This is a genomic window from Acutalibacter muris, assembly GCF_002201475.1.
In the GTDB taxonomy this organism is placed as follows: Bacteria; Bacillota; Clostridia; order Oscillospirales; family Acutalibacteraceae; genus Acutalibacter; species Acutalibacter muris.
In genome coordinates, this window is sequence record NZ_CP021422.1 from 3,392,465 (window position 1) to 3,410,334 (window position 17,870).

At 50.1% G+C, this 17,870-nt stretch carries 16 protein-coding genes, 1 tRNA gene and 4 pseudogenes; 17 read left to right on the forward strand and 4 right to left on the reverse strand.

Annotation, left to right across the window (positions count from 1 at the left end):
* Positions 1–40: 40 nt before the first annotated feature.
* From ADH66_RS17375 to ADH66_RS17400, 6 genes are all read left to right on the forward strand, one after another.
* A complete protein-coding gene (locus ADH66_RS17375) occupies positions 41–769 on the forward strand; it encodes a transglycosylase domain-containing protein (RefSeq protein WP_066538218.1) in 729 nt (242 codons plus the stop codon).
* A 90-nt stretch (positions 770–859) separates the two neighbouring features.
* On the forward strand, positions 860–1,183 hold the full coding sequence (locus ADH66_RS17380; protein ID WP_066538215.1) for a cyclic-di-AMP receptor: 324 nt from the start codon (positions 860–862) through the stop codon (positions 1,181–1,183).
* Positions 1,183–2,163, forward strand: coding sequence for a DNA polymerase III subunit (locus ADH66_RS17385; protein ID WP_066538212.1), 981 nt, complete (start codon positions 1,183–1,185; stop codon positions 2,161–2,163). The genes ADH66_RS17380 and ADH66_RS17385 overlap by 1 nt, the downstream gene beginning before the upstream one ends.
* Positions 2,164–2,190: 27 nt before the next feature.
* A complete protein-coding gene (locus tag ADH66_RS17390) occupies positions 2,191–3,054 on the forward strand; it encodes a PSP1 domain-containing protein (protein WP_066538209.1) in 864 nt (287 codons plus the stop codon).
* A 948-nt stretch (positions 3,055–4,002) separates the two neighbouring features.
* Positions 4,003–4,091, forward strand: a tRNA-Ser gene (locus ADH66_RS17395).
* A gap of 120 nt (positions 4,092–4,211) precedes the next feature.
* Positions 4,212–6,743, forward strand: coding sequence for a DUF4268 domain-containing protein (locus ADH66_RS17400; protein WP_066538206.1), 2,532 nt, complete (start codon positions 4,212–4,214; stop codon positions 6,741–6,743).
* A gap of 2 nt (positions 6,744–6,745) precedes the next feature.
* Here ADH66_RS17400 and ADH66_RS17405 read toward each other — a convergent pair whose 3' ends face one another.
* Complete coding sequence (locus ADH66_RS17405) at positions 6,746–7,282, reverse strand: hypothetical protein (protein WP_066538203.1); 537 nt, start codon at positions 7,280–7,282, stop codon at positions 6,746–6,748.
* Positions 7,283–7,284: 2 nt separating this feature from the next.
* Positions 7,285–7,455, reverse strand: coding sequence for a tyrosine-type recombinase/integrase (locus ADH66_RS17410; protein ID WP_084384387.1), 171 nt, complete (start codon positions 7,453–7,455; stop codon positions 7,285–7,287).
* 456 nt (positions 7,456–7,911) lie between these two features.
* Here ADH66_RS17410 and ADH66_RS17415 point away from each other — a divergent pair, with 456 nt between their 5' ends.
* A complete protein-coding gene (locus ADH66_RS17415; RefSeq protein WP_257789571.1) occupies positions 7,912–9,066 on the forward strand; it encodes a DNA cytosine methyltransferase in 1,155 nt (384 codons plus the stop codon).
* Positions 9,063–11,036 (forward strand): BbrUII/HgiDII family restriction enzyme, encoded by a 1,974-nt coding sequence (locus tag ADH66_RS17420; protein WP_066538200.1) that lies wholly within the window; start codon positions 9,063–9,065, stop codon positions 11,034–11,036. Before ADH66_RS17415 ends, ADH66_RS17420 begins: the two co-directional genes overlap by 4 nt.
* Here the strand turns inward: ADH66_RS17420 and ADH66_RS17425 are convergent.
* On the reverse strand, positions 11,033–11,230 hold the full coding sequence (locus ADH66_RS17425) for a hypothetical protein (protein WP_088364421.1): 198 nt from the start codon (positions 11,228–11,230) through the stop codon (positions 11,033–11,035). The genes ADH66_RS17420 and ADH66_RS17425 overlap by 4 nt on opposite strands.
* Positions 11,231–11,384: 154 nt before the next feature.
* Here ADH66_RS17425 and ADH66_RS17430 point away from each other — a divergent pair, with 154 nt between their 5' ends.
* From ADH66_RS17430 to ADH66_RS17470, 9 genes and pseudogenes are all read left to right on the forward strand, one after another.
* Entirely contained in the window at positions 11,385–11,906 is a 522-nt protein-coding gene (locus tag ADH66_RS17430) for a DUF5720 family protein (RefSeq protein ID WP_066538197.1), read from the forward strand.
* Between the two features lie 29 nt (positions 11,907–11,935).
* Positions 11,936–12,131: pseudogene (locus ADH66_RS17435) on the forward strand (helix-turn-helix domain-containing protein); the annotation flags it as partial.
* Positions 12,132–12,800: 669 nt separating this feature from the next.
* Complete coding sequence (locus tag ADH66_RS17440; protein ID WP_456236497.1) at positions 12,801–13,004, forward strand: hypothetical protein; 204 nt, start codon at positions 12,801–12,803, stop codon at positions 13,002–13,004.
* Between the two features lie 36 nt (positions 13,005–13,040).
* On the forward strand, positions 13,041–13,319 hold the full coding sequence (locus ADH66_RS17445; RefSeq protein WP_084384384.1) for a hypothetical protein: 279 nt from the start codon (positions 13,041–13,043) through the stop codon (positions 13,317–13,319).
* A 170-nt stretch (positions 13,320–13,489) separates the two neighbouring features.
* A pseudogene (locus ADH66_RS17450) lies at positions 13,490–13,912 on the forward strand (ATP-binding protein); the annotation flags it as partial.
* 12 nt (positions 13,913–13,924) lie between these two features.
* Positions 13,925–14,134: a hypothetical protein gene (locus tag ADH66_RS17455; RefSeq protein ID WP_066538190.1), complete on the forward strand. Its 210-nt coding sequence runs from the start codon at positions 13,925–13,927 to the stop codon at positions 14,132–14,134.
* Positions 14,124–15,779, forward strand: coding sequence for a recombinase family protein (locus ADH66_RS17460; RefSeq protein ID WP_066538187.1), 1,656 nt, complete (start codon positions 14,124–14,126; stop codon positions 15,777–15,779). Before ADH66_RS17455 ends, ADH66_RS17460 begins: the two co-directional genes overlap by 11 nt.
* A 97-nt stretch (positions 15,780–15,876) precedes the next feature.
* Positions 15,877–15,957, forward strand: a pseudogene (locus tag ADH66_RS17465) (Maff2 family mobile element protein); the annotation flags it as partial.
* Between the two features lie 184 nt (positions 15,958–16,141).
* Positions 16,142–17,281, forward strand: a pseudogene (locus ADH66_RS17470) (DNA topoisomerase); the annotation flags it as partial.
* Between the two features lie 223 nt (positions 17,282–17,504).
* On the opposite strand, the gene ADH66_RS17480 reads toward ADH66_RS17470, so the two are convergent.
* Entirely contained in the window at positions 17,505–17,819 is a 315-nt protein-coding gene (locus ADH66_RS17480; protein WP_066538186.1) for a helix-turn-helix domain-containing protein, read from the reverse strand.
* Positions 17,820–17,870: the final 51 nt, after the last annotated feature.

Sequence of the window (17,870 nt, forward strand, 5' to 3'; positions counted from 1 at the left end):
TGATAGAATAGAGCCATCAAAAACGAAGGGAGTCCTTGCAATGACCGCAAATAAGAAAAAGCATAAAGCCCTTAAAATAGCCCGCAATATATTCTTGATATTCTTCGCCGTCTGCGTTGCCGCTGCGGGGGCGATAACCCTGCGGGGTTATTATATGTACACCTCCGCCCTGGAGCAGCTCCCGGTCCGCCGGGCCGCCGGGGAGGTCCGGGCCAAGGAGGGCTTCACACCTCTCTCGGAGCTCCCGGACACATATCTGGACGCCGTCATCGCCGCCGAGGACCATAGGTTCTATGAGCACGGCGGCGTGGACTATATCGCCATAGGCCGGGCTGTTTATAACGACATAAGGACCATGTCCTTTGCCGAGGGCGGCAGCACCATCACCCAGCAGCTGGCAAAAAACCTTTACTTCACACAGGAAAAGGAATTGACCCGCAAGGTGGCCGAGGTGTTCATGGCCTGGAACCTGGAGCACAGCTTCTCCAAGGAGGAGATACTGGAGCTGTACGTAAACAGTATCTATTATGGCAGCGGCTGCTACAGCATCGGGGACGCCAGCCGGACGTACTTCCACAAGGAGCCCTCAGATATGACGGATTATGAGTGTACTATGCTGGCGGGCGTACCCAACGCCCCCTCAGTCTATGACCCCAGCGTGAACCCCGACCTTGCCTCCCAGCGCCAGCGGCAGGTGGTGGGCCTGATGGTAAAATACGCCGGGCTCAGCCAGGATAAGGCGGAACTGCTCACCTGCGGCGTAAATTGAAGTGAAATTTCTCATTAGGGCTAGATTTTCCCCGTGATTTATGGTAAAATAAATGAAATGACCTCTATTACCAGAAAGGGGAGCTCTTTTATGAAACTTATTCTTGCAATCGTCAGCAACGACGACAGCGGCGCCGTATCCTCGGCCCTGACCCGGGAGGGCTTTTCCGTCACCAAGCTCGCCACCACCGGCGGGTTCCTCATGGCGGGCAACACCACCTTTATCTCCGGCGTGGACGACGAAAAGGTAGACGACGTTATCGGGATCATCTCCAAGTACAGCAGCCGCCGCACCCAGATCGTGCCCCATTCCTCCACCATGGAGGTGGGTATGTACTCCTCCTTCCCGGTCGAGGTCACAGTGGGCGGCTCCACCATCTTTGTCCTGAACGTGGACCGTTTCGAGAAGGTCTGATGAAATTTCCCGGATTTCTGGGGAACGCCCCGGTGAAGGAGGCGCTTATCCGCGCCTTTTCCGCCGGGCGTTTTCCCCATACCCTGCTTTTTCACGGCGAAAAGGGCGTGGGCAAGCGCACCCTCGCCGCCCTCACCGCCAAGGCCCTGGTGTGCCGGGACCCGGCTAATGCACCCTGCGGCGTGTGCCCCAGCTGTATAAGGGCCAAGGCGGGCAGCCACCCGGATATACGTACTATACGGGGCTCGGGCGCCTCCGGGGCTCTCAGCGTGGAGGCGGTGGGCCGTATGCTTGAGGACGCGTACCGTATGCCCGAGGAGGCCGCCTATAACGTCTATATAGTCCACCTGGGGACCGGCGCCCAGCCCGCCGCCCAGAATAAGCTGCTGAAGCTCATAGAGGAGCCGCCCCAGGGCGCGGTGTTTATACTTTTATGCCCCACGGCCGAGGGGGTCCTGCCCACCATACGCTCCCGGGCACAGATATTCGCCCTGCACCCCCCGGAGCCGGAGGAGGCCGCGCAGTGGCTATGCGAGCATAAGGGCACAGACCCGGAAAAGGCCCTGGAGCTGGCCCGGCTCTGCGGCGGGAATCTGGGCCGGATGCAGGAGGAGCTGGAGGACGGTGCGGCGGCCCAGGCTATGAGGCTGGCCTGTGAAATGGCGGCGGCTGTCCGGGGTCCCGGCCATGGTCTTCTAAAGGCGGCGGCCCCGCTGCAAAGGGACAGGGCCCTCTTCAGGGAGACCTTGGAGCGGCTGGAGCTGATATTCCGGGACGCCTGGGTGCAGCGGTCAGGGGGCGGCTCACAGCTGAGCGGAGCTCCCCAGGCGGTAGAGGCCCTGCAGAACCTCTCTCTGCGGCGGCTGACGGCCCTTGGGGAGCTTACCGACGGTCTCCGGCAGAAGCTGGACCGAAACGCCAATACCGCCCTTCTGCTCACCTGCTACTGCGCGGGTTTGCAGGATAAGGGCATAAAATAGGAAGCAAGGAATATTAGGAGAGAATAAATGGCAGAAGTGATAGGGGTGCGATTCAGAAGCACCGGCAAAGTATATTATTTTGACCCCTGCGGGGAAAAGCTGCGAAAGGGCAGCATGGCCCTTGTGGAGACCGCAAGGGGCATAGAGTGCGGCGAGGTGGCCATGGAAAACACCGAGGTCCGGGACTCGGCCATCATACAACCCCTGAGAAAGCTCATACGCCCCGCCACCCCGGAGGACCTGCGGACGGTGGAGGAGAACCATAAAAAGGAAAAGTCTGCCTTTAAGGCCTGCGAAAAGCGCATAGAGGCCCGGGGCCTTGAGATGAAGCTGGTGGACGTGGAGTATACCTTTGACAACAGCAAGATACTTTTTTACTTCACCGCCGACGGCCGTGTGGATTTTCGTGAGCTGGTAAAGGACCTGGCGGGAATATTCCGCACCCGCATAGAGCTTAGGCAGATAGGCGTGCGGGATGAGGCCAAGATGCTGGGGGGCATCGGCATCTGCGGGCGGCCCTTCTGCTGCGGGTCGTTCTTAGGAGGGTTCCAGCCGGTGTCCATCAAGATGGCAAAGGAGCAGGGGCTCTCTTTGAACCCGGTGAAGATATCCGGGGCCTGCGGGCGGCTCATGTGCTGCCTAAAATATGAGCAGGAGGCCTATCAGGACCTTCTGCGGAACACCCCAAAGGTGAACGCCATCGTGTCCACCCCGGATGGAAAGGGCGTGGTCATCGACCAGAACCTTTTGACGAGGAGGTTAACTGTCCGGCTGGACAAGGACCCGGACGCGGCGCCAAAGGTGTATACAGTGGACCAAGTGAAGCTTTTGAAGGATGGCCGGGTGAAGGTGGACAAGAAGGAGCTGGAGCAGCTGAAGGACTTGGAATAATTTGGCCGCTCAAGCGGGCCCTACGCTTGCGAGGGGGTTCTGGGGGGCGAGGAGCCCCCTGGGTCTTGCCGAAGGCCAAAGATTACTTTGGAAATGTCAAGAGCAAATACGAAAAATTGAAATATTTCTTCAGAGAGCGGCGACAGCCGCGCAGAAGAGCATTTCAGACGTTTCCCAGCCTAAAATTTTACGCGGATAGTTGGCGATCCAACTTTCCGCGCGCTTGACTTCTGCGGCGGTCACTTTCCCGAAATCCGTTCCTTTCGTGAGGTGCCGCCGTATCATTTTGTTTTTGTTCTCTTTGCTTCCTCCACTCATAACTTCTGTATGGGCGACAACTGTTGAATATTTTTTCGTTTCCCCACTTTCTTTTATTCATCTGCATACGCTCATACAAGCGTAAGATCGGCCGGCTTGACGGCGACCACCACGCCACCAAAGGTTATAACGGCCTGACCGCCGGAAATCTCTTTCACGATATGAGTGCGGCCACGGTTGCTTGCGCCGCTCTGCTTTGTAGATTTCCCTTTTCCTGCTGTCCAGTTCCCCGACGCAACCCCGCTTTTGGGGCTTCGTGTTCTTTCGCATATAATATTACAACCTGCGCCCTTGACATTTTGAGTGATAAGCGTTAAAATATATAAGAAGTGCAGGTGCAGGGACGTATCAGATTAATCACGGCGGGATTGACCCGAAATTTTTAAGTAGACTATCCGTTTCCTCCGCAAGGAACCCAGTGTTTATGCGAGGTTTCACATTTCGAAGACGGAATAAATTTAAGGTGCGACACTCGAAATCTTGCGGGTGGAGTGGAACCGGAGGGGCTGGGAGGCCCTGAAAACACTGGGAATTTTGGAGTTGGGTAGACAGAGATTTGGCCGAGTTCTAATAGAAATTCTAAGAATAATCAAATAGCTGTTGACCTGTGATATTCAGGTTAATATATTTGGAGACGTATCGAAGTGGTCATAACGGGACTGACTCGAAATCAGTTGTACCTCACGGTACCGTGGGTTCGAATCCCACCGTCTCCGCCAAGGCGGTTTGTACCGCGCAAGAGAGCTGCAAGGGAAACTTTGCGGCTCTTTTCCATAAAGGCCGGAGATGGGGAACGAGTTTGTCTTTTGCACGACAAAAACGTAGAAGGAGGAGTCATTGTGAGAGGTTCAGAGTCCAGGCTGATAGAATATATGGAAGGGGCTAAAAAGCGCTTTGTCATCCCGGTCTACCAGCGGAACTATAACTGGAAAACGGAAAACTGCAAACAGCTTTTTGACGATCTGCTGAAAATAATCCGGAATGGGAGAAAAAGCCACTTCTTTGGAAGCATCGTGTCGGTCTTTAACCCGGATGGCCGCTATACCGAGTTTCTTGTGATCGATGGACAGCAGCGGCTTACTACCGTGTCCCTCCTGCTCCTTGCCATATACAACTTAACAAAGGAAGGCGTGATCATTCCGGCCACACCCTCTTTGACCCAAGAAATCTATGAGGGGTACCTTGTGGACAAGTTCCAGCCGGAGGAGACGCGCATCAAGCTCAAGCCTGTCAAGAATGACCAGCGCGCGCTGGGAAAGCTGTTTGAGGACAAAAAGGAGCACATAAAGGATTCCAACCTGACAGCAAACTACAGCTATTTCTATGACCGCATCCAGAAACAGGAGATTACCATCGACGAGCTTTTTGACGCAATTTGCAGGCTGGAGGTCATTGATATCCGGCTGAACAACGAGGATAACCCCCAGTTCATTTTTGAAAGCCTCAACTCTACTGGCCTTGATCTAAGCGAGGGCGACAAGATTCGCAACTTTGTCCTGATTGGTCTACCTTCAAAGGAACAGGAAGTCTATTATGAAAAGTATTGGAACCGCATTGAGGAGTGCACAGGCTATGATGCCAGCTCTTTCATTCGAGACTATCTCAGCTTAAAGCAGCAGTCCATTCCCTCACAGAAGCGCGTCTATGTGAATTTCAAAGAGTATGTGGAGCTGGGTAAAATGGAAACAGAACCTTTACTCAGAGAGCTTCTCGGGTATGCCCAGCGGTATCAGGTTCTGCTGAAAGGCGGCACCGTAAGCAAAGCTTTGAATGCTTGTATCAGCCGTCTGAATCGTTTGGAAACAACGGTCACCCGGCCGTTTTTCTTGGAAGTCTTGCGTCTGCACGATGAGGGTACTCTGAGTATTTCAGAAGTCACGGAGATTTTTCTGATTGCCGAAAATTACCTGTTCCGCCGGAACATCTGCGATTTGCCCACCAACGCCCTGAACAAGATTTTCCTTATGCTGCACCGGGAGATCACCCGCTATGACGGCACGGAAAAGGATTATGTGGATAAATTCAAATACGCGCTTCTCTCAAAAAAGGAAAGGGCGCGTTTCCCGGATGACGAAGAATTCGGCGCAAGCTTTACGGAGCGCCAGGTCTACCAGATGACCAACAAAAACAAGGTTTACATTCTGGAGCGCCTGGAAAACTATGGCACGCTGGAAGACAAGGACATTTATGCCCACTGCGACGATGGAACGTATTCCATCGAACACATCATGCCCCAGCATCTCACACCCGCGTGGATCAGGGAGCTTGGCGAGGACTATGAACAGATACACGAGCAGTGGCTGCATAGAATCGCCAACTTAACGCTGACCGCCTATAACTCTGCCTACAGCAACAGCTCCTTCCTTGAAAAGAAGAGCATGAAGAATGGTTTTGATGACAGCGGCCTTCGGATGAATACATATATCAGCAAAAAAGAGAAATGGACCCTGACAGAGTTAGAGGACCGCAGTCAGTATCTGCGCGGGCGGGCCATTGAGATCTGGGCGGCGCCTGTTACCACTTTCAAGCCGCAGGAAAAGCAAATGGACACCTATACTTTGGATGATGACGAGAATTTGAGCGGCCGGACGATTATCCGGTTCCGCTACAAAAACGCCGAACAGCCGGTGACCAGTTGGGTGGAGATGTTCCAGAAGGTGTTTCAGATCTTGTATGCAGAGGACAAGTCCGTCATAACACGGCTGGCAGTATCCTCCGATGAAAACATCGGCTACCACTTTTCCATAGGCCCCCATGAACTGCTTAAATCGGTGGAGATCGGCGATGGGATTTATGTGTTGACAAATACAAGCACACAAAGCAAGCTTTCTGTCCTGAACCGTGTATTCAAGTTATATGACGCCGACCCTTCAGACCTTGTGTTCTATCTCCGGGATGAAAGCGAGGCCCTGGAGGATGAGAATGGCCCACGTTATGCTCTGAGGAGGCAGTATTGGGCATACGCGCTGCCGATTATTAAAGAGGCCCACGGAGAAAACGGCCCTTTCAGCAATGTCAATCCGTCCAGCATGAACTGGGTAAATGGGTTCTTTGGTGTTAATGGTTTTAATTTGTGCTGTGTTGCGAACTATGACTCTGCCCGGGTGGAGGTTTATCTTGGTCACGCAGACCGGGACGTTAACAAACAGACATTTGACGCGCTGATAAAACACAAGGGAGAGATTGAGTCTGCGCTTGGGATAGCCCTCCAATGGAGCCGTGGCGACGATATCAAGTCGTCAAAAGTGTACTATATGCTGAACAATGTAAGTATAGAGCATGAGGTGGATTGGCTGCAGATGGCTCGCTTTCACGCGGAATGGAGCAAGAAATTCTATGATGTTATCGTGCCATACCTATTGCGCACCTGAAGTTAAGAAGTCATACACAGAAACTCTGCTATCAGTTCCCTATATTTTTCCACTCCTGGTTTCCTCAACATCTCCGGCGAGGCACAGTAAGCAATAAACTCTGCTTTCCCACAGTACCGCATCCCGCCCACACTGACGCTGCTGATTACCCCCTTCCGCATCCAATCCCCCACCCTTTGGGGCGCACAGCCAATCAATTCAGCGGCCAGCTTTGTGGGCAGGGCGTCAGGATAGTCGGCCCACTTCATCGTCAAAAAATCTTGAAATGCCGCGCAATTCTCTGGCGTAGGCTCAATCAATTTCTTCCTCGGCTTGTAGATATCAGAATTAAATTGCCCGTATAGCTCCGACAGAAATTCCGCCTCAGTATCCATTCTGCGCTTAAACTCCTTCGCATCGCTTGCCTTTATCAGGAATCGATGCGTCTTTTTCCCGGTATCAATGCACGGAATATAATCGTTCTCCAGCAAATACTTCAACTTTCGCTTTGAGATATGCAGGTAACGGTACAACTCGTCTGCGCTGAGATACTTCGCCATCTTTACCCCTCGCTCTTATTATCAAAAATACCCGTGATAATATCTGCGCTGGCCTGTTTGCTGGCCTTGTCCAGATGGGCGTAAATGTTAGCCGTAGTGCTGATGTCACTATGCCCAAGGAAGTTGGAAACATTGATAAGTGGTACATCGTGGCTAATGAGTATACTAGCCATTGTGTGCCGTTACGGTATAATAACGACAAACGGAAAAAGCCTTGATTTTCAAGGGGTTTGAGCGTTTGCCGTCATTTATTCAATTCCTTTTCCAAGTTGAAATCTGACGAGAAAAATATCGAAAAAAGGAGGCTGTTTCATTAACGACAAAATTTAATAGCGCCAGCGGTCCGGTGTATTGCCTGGCCGCTGATTGCCGTGGGCGTTTTACTTTTATAGGTGGGCGCCCTTTTTAGTACCCATTTTCAAGAGAAGGAGATTCACATGGAATTAAACGAAATGGAAAAACGGCTGACGAGTGCTTAAATAACATAGAATTGTAGTTTTCAAAACACCTAAGAGAAAAATCTCTGGGGCATTTTGTAATAATACGAGAATCTTATTGCGTTCATGGACTCCGGTATGTTATAATAAACTATTAAACAGACTGGCAGAAAGGAGGAGATTAACATTAACATTGTAGATTTATTTTGTGGTTGTGGCGGAATGTCATTGGGTTTCCAAAGAGCAGGATTTGACATTTTGGCGGGATTTGAGCATTGGGATGTTGCTATCTCTTGCTATAAGAAAAATTTCACACATCCGATTGAAGATGTTGACCTCTCAGATGTAAACCTTTCCGTCCAGACCATTATAAAATATAATCCTGATATTATAATAGGGGGACCGCCTTGTCAAGACTTTTCTGGAGCAGGAAATAGAGTTGAAGGCGATCGTGCAGATTTAACTGTTTCATATGCAAAAATAATAAAGGCAATCTCTCCAAAATATTTTGTAATGGAAAATGTAGAGCGTGCAGCTAGTAGTGAGGCCTATAAAAAAGCCAGAGTTATTTTTAAAGAAGCTGGATATGGGCTAACAGAAAAAGTTCTTGATGCTAGTTTTTGTGGTGTTCCTCAGAAAAGGAAACGATTTTTTTGTATTGGATTTAAGAATGGGCAAGACAGTTTTTTAGATGGTTTATTATCAACAAATCAGTCTATTTTCCCTTTAACAGTAAGAGAATACTTTCGACAGGAAAATTACAATTTGTCAATGGAATATTACTATCGACACCCTCGTTCATACAAACGACGTGGTATATTTTCTGTTGACGAGCCCTCTCCTACAATACGAGGTGTTAACCGTCCTAAACCAGGAAACTATAAAAAGCATAGTGGAGATGTAATTGATCCCGATGGAATACGTAACTTATCTCGCCTAGAGCGATCCCTTATACAAACCTTTCCGCCTAATTTTATTTGGGATGATTCATCTGCTTCAACTGAACAAATGATTGGAAATGCGGTTCCAGTCAAATTGGCTAATTATGTAGCAACTTGTTTAATGCGCTTTATTAAAGGAGATACCGATTTACACAACCTGCGCTTCATTGATTGGTTGAAGAACGAAAAAAAACTTTCTGCGGAAGTAGCAGGAGATACTCTTTCAAGAATAGGTCGTGCAAAAAGGATTTCGGAATTCGGTACAGATGATTGTGAATATTATTTAAAAAAATTAAGTAAGGAATCTATGTTTGAAGATATTGTTCCGTCTGTACGTGCTCAAATTCGACGTGCAATACGACTTTATTTTGAATATATTTCTGAACATAGGGAGGTAGAGCCATGAATCAACCCAAATTTCAAATGTCTATAAATTTACAGGTATTAAATCATCTGGGATTAAATCTCTATAGTAATACTTCTGCAGTATTATCTGAAGTGGTTGCAAACGCCTGGGATGCAGATGCTAAAGAAGTGTTAATAGAAATTAATGGCGATAGTATATCCATTACTGACAATGGTATTGGGATGAACCTATCCGATATAAATAATAAATATTTGACTGTAGGCTATCAGAAACGTAGCGAAAGTGGTCTGTCACCAATACTTCATAGACCAGTAATGGGAAGAAAAGGAATTGGAAAACTATCTCTTTTCTCTATTGCAAATGTTGTTGAGGTTTACTCTAAAAAAGATGGAGAAATTAACGGTTTTAAAATTGATGCAAATTCTCTGAAGGAGGCAATTAAAACCAACGATACATACCTTCCTACAGAGTTATCTCCTGATAATATAACTTTTTGTGGGAACGGTACAAAAATTATTTTAAATGATCTTAAGAAAAAGCGAACAGCTGCTTTGGCGACGCATTTAAGGCAGCGTTTAGCCCGCAGATTTGCAATTATTGGTGCAAAGAATAATTTTAAAGTATCAATAAATGGTGATGAAATAGTCATATCTGATAGAAATTATCTCTCCAAAGCACAATGTGTATGGATGTTTCTTCCAGAGGATAAGCCTGATGAATTCAAAAAAGATTTGGAGAGTCAAACCAAAGCAAATAAAATTAAACTTATAAAGGAACTGCCCTCTACGATAACGGTTGGTGAAGTTTCTTATCACATTACAGGATGGATTGCTACTTGCTCAGAACCAAAGGAACTAGATGATGACGAAAATTTAAATCGTATTGTAATTATGGTTCGTGGGAAAATGGCAAAAGAAGATATTTTTTCTGAAATTGGAACAACTGCCCTCTATTCAAAATATGTTTTTGGAGAATTATCTGCGGATTTTTTGGATTTAGACGATGAGGCAGATATAACTACAAGTAGCAGGCAGGATTTCTTTGAAGACGATGAACGTTATATCGCTTTAAAAGAATTTGTTAGAAAGAGCCTTACATCAGTTCGAACTGATTGGGAAGAGACCAGAAGCACTAATGGAGTCGACGAAGCGTGCAAATACGTGGTTGTAAGCGATTGGTATAACGAGTTGAAAGGAGATGATAAAAGATCTGCAAAAAAATTATTCGGTAAAATCAATCAGTTAACTGTTGAAAAAGAGGAGAAAAAAGAACTATTCAAGCATGGAGTTTTGGCTTTTGAATCATTTAAATTAAAAAACGAATTAAGTCAACTTGAAAAAATTTCCGCCGAAAATATTGCGGCATTTATAGAAGTTGCGGGACGGCTTGATGATATTGAAGCAACTATGTATTATCAAATTGTGCAAGAGCGTCTTGCTGTTATTAGGAAAATGCAAGATGTTGTATCGGATGGTAGCCTTGAAAAAGTCATACAAGACCATTTAAGCAAAAATTTGTGGCTACTTGATCCCTCATGGGATAGAGGAACTGAAGCTCCAATCGTAGAACAAGCGTTTAAAACACAATTTGAAACCATAGACGCAAGTCTCACTCAAGAAGAATTAGATGCCCGCCTTGATATTCGATATAAAAAAGCATCTAATAAGCATTTGATAATTGAATTAAAAAAAGGAGATCGAACGGTAAAATCACAAGAAATAACGGCTCAAGTATATAAATATTTTTCTGCCACAAAAAAAGTAATGGCTACCTTAGATCAGCCTGAACCATTTGAAATTATTGTCCTCTTAGGGAATCACCTAGACGGAAAACATTATGATGAAGATGTATATCAAGCTACTAAAGAAGCCTTAAAAGCTTACCATTGTAGGATTATGTATTATGATGAACTTTTAAGAAATGCACAAAACTTATATAGTGATTTCTTAGAGCAAAACAAAAATCTATCAACATTGAGTGACATTATTAACGAATTAGAGCTTGGTTAATATATGCTGTTTTGCGGAACAATCCAAGTTTTTTCACCTTGAAAGATTTTACCGTCTACTCGTTGAATAATAACACAATGCGGGAAAAACCTCGATTGTTCAATAATTACATATTTTGTTTGAGTATCTAATTTGGGTGGGCGCTCCCCCAAAATTGAATAGCCATACATACATTTAGTTTTATACTGTTTCATAAACAACCTCTCGATAAACTTATTATTGGACAGAAAAATCTCTGCTTACCTAAAATTCAAACCAATAAAAGAAATATTTATATATTCTTTTATGTGCCATAGGTTAACCACCTATGGCATTTTTATACCCATTTTCAAAAGAAAGGAGATCCACATGGAATTAAACGAAATGGAAAAACGGCTGCTGTTTCAGGTTGAGGGAGACTATCAATACAAAGTCCTGAACGAGCTCCACATGGCTGCCCGGTACACAAAGAACCCTGAACAGCGGAAGGCAGCGGAAAGTCTGATGGCAAAGCTGCGCGTCCTGACGGATGACGAGTGCATGGACATCGTGCGGGATATCCAGAAGAATTACCTCCTGCCCTACCCGCCCCGGACGATTGGGGAAAAGATTGCGGAGGCCAGGCAGCGATCCGGCGCGGAAAAATTGAAAGGGCATGACATCATGGCCCTGGAACGCTTTGCCCCAGAGGTACGGCACATGATCATCTTCAATGTGCTGTCTTATAATTCTCCTGTCGGCGATAAGGGCGATAGGATGCGCCTGTTCCTTACGGATGCCGGCTATCAGAAATTTTTAGACAGCCAGGAGCGGGGCGAAGTCAAACTGAAAAACCATGCGAAGGTCTCAGACGGGCATCTCCATTATGACCGCAGGGACCGCGTCTTGTAACAGGATAACCGGAGAAAGGAGGCTTTGAAATGGCTGTATTCCGGGTAGAAAAAACAAAGGACTTCACAATCATGTGCAACCACCATCTGCGCAATACGGAACTGTCCTTAAAGGCAAAGGGGCTCCTCTCGCTCATGCTGTCGCTGCCGGAAGATTGGGATTATACCACAAAGGGGCTCGCCCATATCTGTAAGGACGGCGTGGATTCGATCACTACCGCCCTGGGTTGGTTTTGCCGCCATGTTCACGGTATCGCACGCTTTATGAAGAACAATCCTGATAAGGTGAGCAAGACGGCGTATGGCAAAGCAGATGTCATAGATAAAGAATTTGATGCGGCTTGGCGAAAGAAGGTTGTGCAGTTTCAAGTGCCGATCTTTTCGCAGGGTACGAGTGGTGCGTGGGTTTTGAGGTTTGATGACGTGCTGGCTGACGCTCTGGAACTGGGGCCGCTGCGAAACAACAGCATTGACTTGCCGGACGATATTCTCAATCGAATGGAAGCACTCCGGCCTGAGAAGGTACCGGCTGAAGTTATCCGCACTTTAGTGGCATATTACATTGCAAATAAGCCGGAGGATTCTGAATGGGTCGTGCTGCCGGTCACAAACTTTGACGCATATTTTGGCAGTACCATGTTCAGTAGAAAGTGGCTGCCAGCTATTCCTGAGAGTATTATCATGCGGAAAAAGGAACGGTTGGGAGTTGCAAGATTTCGAGCGAGTCAATCTATTTTGTAAATAATATATTCTAAGGTAATAATGGGTCAGCCTTGGGGCGGGTAATCATATATGGGTATACCCCTTGAGGTCCTCGCCAATCAAAGCGAACAGGGAAGGTACTACAGTGAAAGTCATCTTAGTTTATTGGAGCGGCACCGGCAACACTGAGGCCATGGCCCAGGCCGTTGCTGAGGGCGTGCAGGCCCAGGGCGGCGAGGCCGCACTGTTCACTGCTGGGAAATTTGACGTTGACATGGCAGGCACCTTTAACACCATCGCTTTCGGCTGTCCATCCATGGGATCAGAGGAGTTGGAAGAGAGCGAGTTCGCGCCCATGTTTTCAGCCGCCGCGCCGGTGAACTCTACCTGGGTCTGACCGCTGACCTCCTCTACCAAAGGCGCCTCCTCCAGAATGTCCAGCACCCGTTTTCCAGCGGCGAAGGTACTCTGCAAAGTGCTGCCCAGGTTAGCCAGAGCCACGCAGGGGCCAAAGCTGCTCATCAGGGCGACAGTTGGGATGAGTACCCCGGTAAAGTCCACCTGCCCCCGGCTGTACAGCGCTACCGAGGTGAAAAGCATTGCCAAGTCCAGTAGCAGAATCACGGTATTGGTGACAGCCATGCTGTACCCCGCCTTGCGCTTCATTTTGGACTCGCTCTCCGAAAGGGCATCGGTGCGGGCGTTCATTTGAGCAAGCCGGGCCTCCCCCTGGAGCGAATGGAGGAGGAGGTTGCGGCGGGGCTACGGGAGTTGAGGGGGATGGTGTGATGGCAAGGTTGGGAGATATATGTGTGCTGAATATGGGGCAATCGCCAGATTCAACATCATACAACGAAAACGGCGAGGGCATTCCATTCTTTCAAAAGCTATTTCGCCGGTTGCATCGCCAACGCTCTGATGGAGCAGGAGGTGGCCGTCCGCATGACGAACTTTGCCCTGATACTGAACGACCTGACCGCCAGCTTTGAGGGCCGCAACGAGTACATAGCCAGATTGTGCCGAGCCCCGCTACTGATATTGGACGACTTTGGCATGGAGCGCGGGACGGAGTACGGTTTGGAACAGGTCTACAACGTGATCGACAGCCGCTATCGCAGCCGCAGGCCACTGATCGTCACCACGAACCTCTCCCTTCAAGACTTGCAGTACCCCCAGGACACCGCCCGTGCCCGTATCTATGACCGGCTGTTGGAGATGTGCGCCCCCATCCGCTTTTCGGGAGAGAACTTCCGCAAGGCCACGGCGCAGGACAAGCTGGCACGTCTGAAAAATCTGATGGACTGAAAGGAGCCGCCTATGGCAAAAGCAAAGGAGCCTGTTATCACCGTCAGCACCGTGTTCGCCGGGAGGCAGACCGACAGGCAAGCCTTTATTGATTTGATTATACAGAAAAAAGAGATTGCGAAAGTACAACTTTCCCTTGACGCCGGACGTGCGGCAGGGTATAATGAAATTACTCCAAAACGCGGCATACACAGCGGGATGGAGGTCAAAAATGAGGACTAACACTGTGTATGCTGAACCCTATCCCCAGGAGGTGAGAGCAGCTATCTATTGCCGCTTGTCCAAGGACGACGATTTGAGCGGCCCCAGCGCAAGCATCCAGAACCAACGGGAATTGTTGTGCCGCTACTGTGAGGAACAGGGCTGGCGTGTGGCAGGGATTTTCCAGGATGACGGGTACACCGGCCTGAACATGGAGCGCCCCGACTTTCAGAAGATGCTGGCGGCGGTTGAGCGGAAAATGTTCGATGTGGTTTTGACGAAAGACCTTTCCCGGCTGGGCCGGAACTATTTGCAGGTGGGGCAACTGCTGGAAGATTTTTTCCCACGGCAGAAGGTGCGGTATATCGCTCTGAACGATGCCGTAGACAGCGAGGTTGAGAATGAGATAACCCCGTTTCGCTCGCTGCTGAACGAGATGTATAGCCGGGATGTGAGCAAGAAAGTCCATTCGTCCTACCTGACAAAAGCCAAGTCTGGCAAGTTTACCGGCTGTCTGGCCCCGTTCGGCTACCGCAAAGACCCGGAGGACAAAAACCATCTTCTCATTGACGAGGATACCGCATGGATCGTCCGCAGGATTTTTGAGTGGGCGAAGAACGGCAGCGGCCCCAACCGCATCCGCCGCAGGCTGGAAGATGAAGAAATCCCCTGCCCCGCATGGTGGAACCGGCAAAAGGGCTTGCGCGACCATGTTACCAAGTTTGAGCGGGAAAACCCGGAGCGGGGGCGGTTTATTTGGGACTTCACCGCCATCCAGGGCATTTTGGCAAACCCGGTTTACATCGGCGCGATTGCCTCCCAAAAGGTCAACTACCGTTTCAAAATCGGCTGGATGGGCGACAAGAAACGGGAGGACTGGATTGTTGTCGAGGGGATGCACGAGGCCATCATCGACCGGGACACGTTCGACCTGGTACAAGAGAAAGTCAAGAGCCGGAAACGCCCGGACGCATGGGGCAATTTCAGCCTGTTTGCCGGTCTGGTGAAGTGCGGACAGTGCGGCAGTACCTTGAACATCCGCCGCGCCAACCAAAAGGGCAACGAGCGCATCTACACCTGTTCCCGCTACAACAAGTACGGAGTGGCCCACTGTACCCAGCACCGCATCAAGTATGATACGCTCTACAACGTCGTGCTGGAACAGATTAGAGCTTGTGCGAGAAAGGCCCTTGCCGATGAACAGGAGGCAGCGGCCCAACTCCGGGAGAACTGCCAGGCGGACGAGCAGGCCGAGCGCGAGGCCATCCAGCGGAGCATTGACGAGGACAGCGAACGCATCACCGCTCTGGAGCGCATCATCAGCCGGGTCTATGAGGACATGATTGCCCAGCGCATCAGCGAGGACAACTTCAACCGCATCTTGGAGAACAGCCAGACGGAGCAGGCCACGCTGAAAAACCGTGTCATGTTGAACCGGGAACGGCTGGCCCAGCAGACCCAGGAGCAGGAGGACAGCACACGCTGGCTGGAAATCATCAAGGACTATGCGGACATTCAAGAGCTGGACTCTGTGACGCTGAACCGGCTTGTTCAGAAAATCGTCATTCACGAGGACATAGACGGCGAGACTGTTCGCCAGACTGTGGAAATCCATTTCAATTTCAACGATAAGGCGGATAAACGCAGGATTATCCGCAAGAAATAACTGAATATCGCAACATTAGGCCCGGATAGTAGGGGAACCGGGGTGATGCTGACCGAGGATGCCGCCGCCCGCCGTGGGCTGTTTCATTAACTTTGAGATGAAACAGCTCATGGCGGGCGGCGGTGTCGCCCTGATCGGCATGGTGCTTGTACCCCTGCTCTCCGGTCTGTTCGGCTAATCCCCGCACCGGAAACAACCCATACCTTTGCCCCTCCCGCAAACACGGGAGGGGCGGAAAGGAGGTAGCACTGTATGGATTTTCTGCTGGATGCAATCACCACCTGGCTGAAAGAAATGCTGGTGGGCGGCATTATGAGCAACCTTGCGTACATCTATGCGGGAAGAATGGGAGGATGAAGATTATGCGCCTTGTGATTGCTGAAAAACCGTCGGTGGCCCAAAGCCTGTCCGCTGTGATCGGGGCCAATGCCCGCAAGGACGGGTATCTGGAAGGAAACGGCTGGCGGGTCAGCTGGTGCGTGGGGCATCTGGCCGGGCTTGCCGATGCGGACAGCTATGACCCTAAATATGCCAAGTGGCGCTATGACGATCTGCCGATCCTGCCCTCGGACTGGAAAATGAGCGTGGGGCGGGACAAGAAGAAACAGTTTGATATTCTCAAAAAGCTGCTGTGCGCCCCGGATGTGACCGAGGTGGTAAACGCCTGTGACGCGGGACGGGAGGGCGAACTGATTTTCCGCAACGTCTATGAGCTGGCGGGGTGCAAAAAGCCCATGAAACGGCTCTGGATTTCCAGCATGGAGGATTCGGCAATCCGGGAGGGCTTTGAAAACCTCCGCCCCGGCGCGGACTATGACGGTCTGCATCAGGCGGCGCTCTGCCGCGCCAAGGCTGACTGGCTGGTGGGCATCAACGCTACCCGGCTGTTTTCGGTGCTGTACCGCCGGACCCTCAACATCGGGCGGGTCATGTCCCCGACCCTGGCCCTTATCGTCCAGCGGGAAGCAGAGATTGAAGCCTTCCAGCCGGAGCCGTTCTTTACGGTGGCACTGGAACTGCCCGGATTTACCGCTGTGGGGGCGCGGATGAAAGACAAAACCGCCGCGAAAGAGCTGAAAACCGCCTGCCAGGGAGGTTCTGCGGTGGTGAAACAGGCACAGCGGAAAGAGAAGTCCGAAAAGCCGCCCGCCCTCTATGACCTGACCACCTTACAGCGGGACGCCAACCGCCTGCTGGGGTTTACCGCCCAGCAAACGCTGGACTATCTGCAAAACCTCTATGAGAAAAAGCTGTGTACTTATCCCAGGACGGACAGCCGGTATCTGACCTCGGATATGGCGGAGGGCCTGCCGGTGCTGGTCAACCTCACCGCCAATGCCATGCCGTTCCGAAAGGGGATCGGCATTACCTGCAACCCGGAGGCGGTCATCAACGATAAGAAAGTGACCGACCACCATGCGGTGATCCCCACCCGCAATCTTCGGGATGCGGATTTGTCCGCCCTCCCTGTGGGGGAAAAAGCGGTGTTGGAGCTGGTGGCCGCACCAAGGCCATTGTCGCGGCCCTCTTAAAAGACGGGCGGGCAAAGCGGATAATGATTTTCATACTTTTTGTTTGCTTCATCTGCCGCCGCCGCGTGCTGAATACGGCGCGTTTCGCCTGCGTCGTACCCTATGTATTTATGAACGCGCCGCCCTGCCTTCCATTCCGCTTTACAGCGCGGATCGTGATTGCAAAACTTTTCTTGCGTTCCGATCTTGTGCTTTAACGAACACTTTTTGAAGCCGTAAGCGATTGAAGGCAATGTGCCAGATCGCAAGCACTCTTCCCAGCCGTGGCCGCCGTCCGGCCCCGCCGCTTGAAATGCTCCTGAACGGTTGCTTGCGCCCGCTCCGCTTTGTAGATTTCCCTTTGCCTGCCGTCCAGCTCCCCGACGTAGCCCCGCTTCAATTCGTTGTAGATCGTCGCCGTATGCACGCCCAGCCGCGCGGCTATTTCGAGCGGGCGATCCCCGCGGGCGTGCCACACTTCAATTTTCTGCCGATCTTCAAACGTCAGATATTTATACTTTCCCGCCATGCTTTCACCCCTTTGTTGACATTTTCCGCGCTTTATGGTAAAAAAATAAAT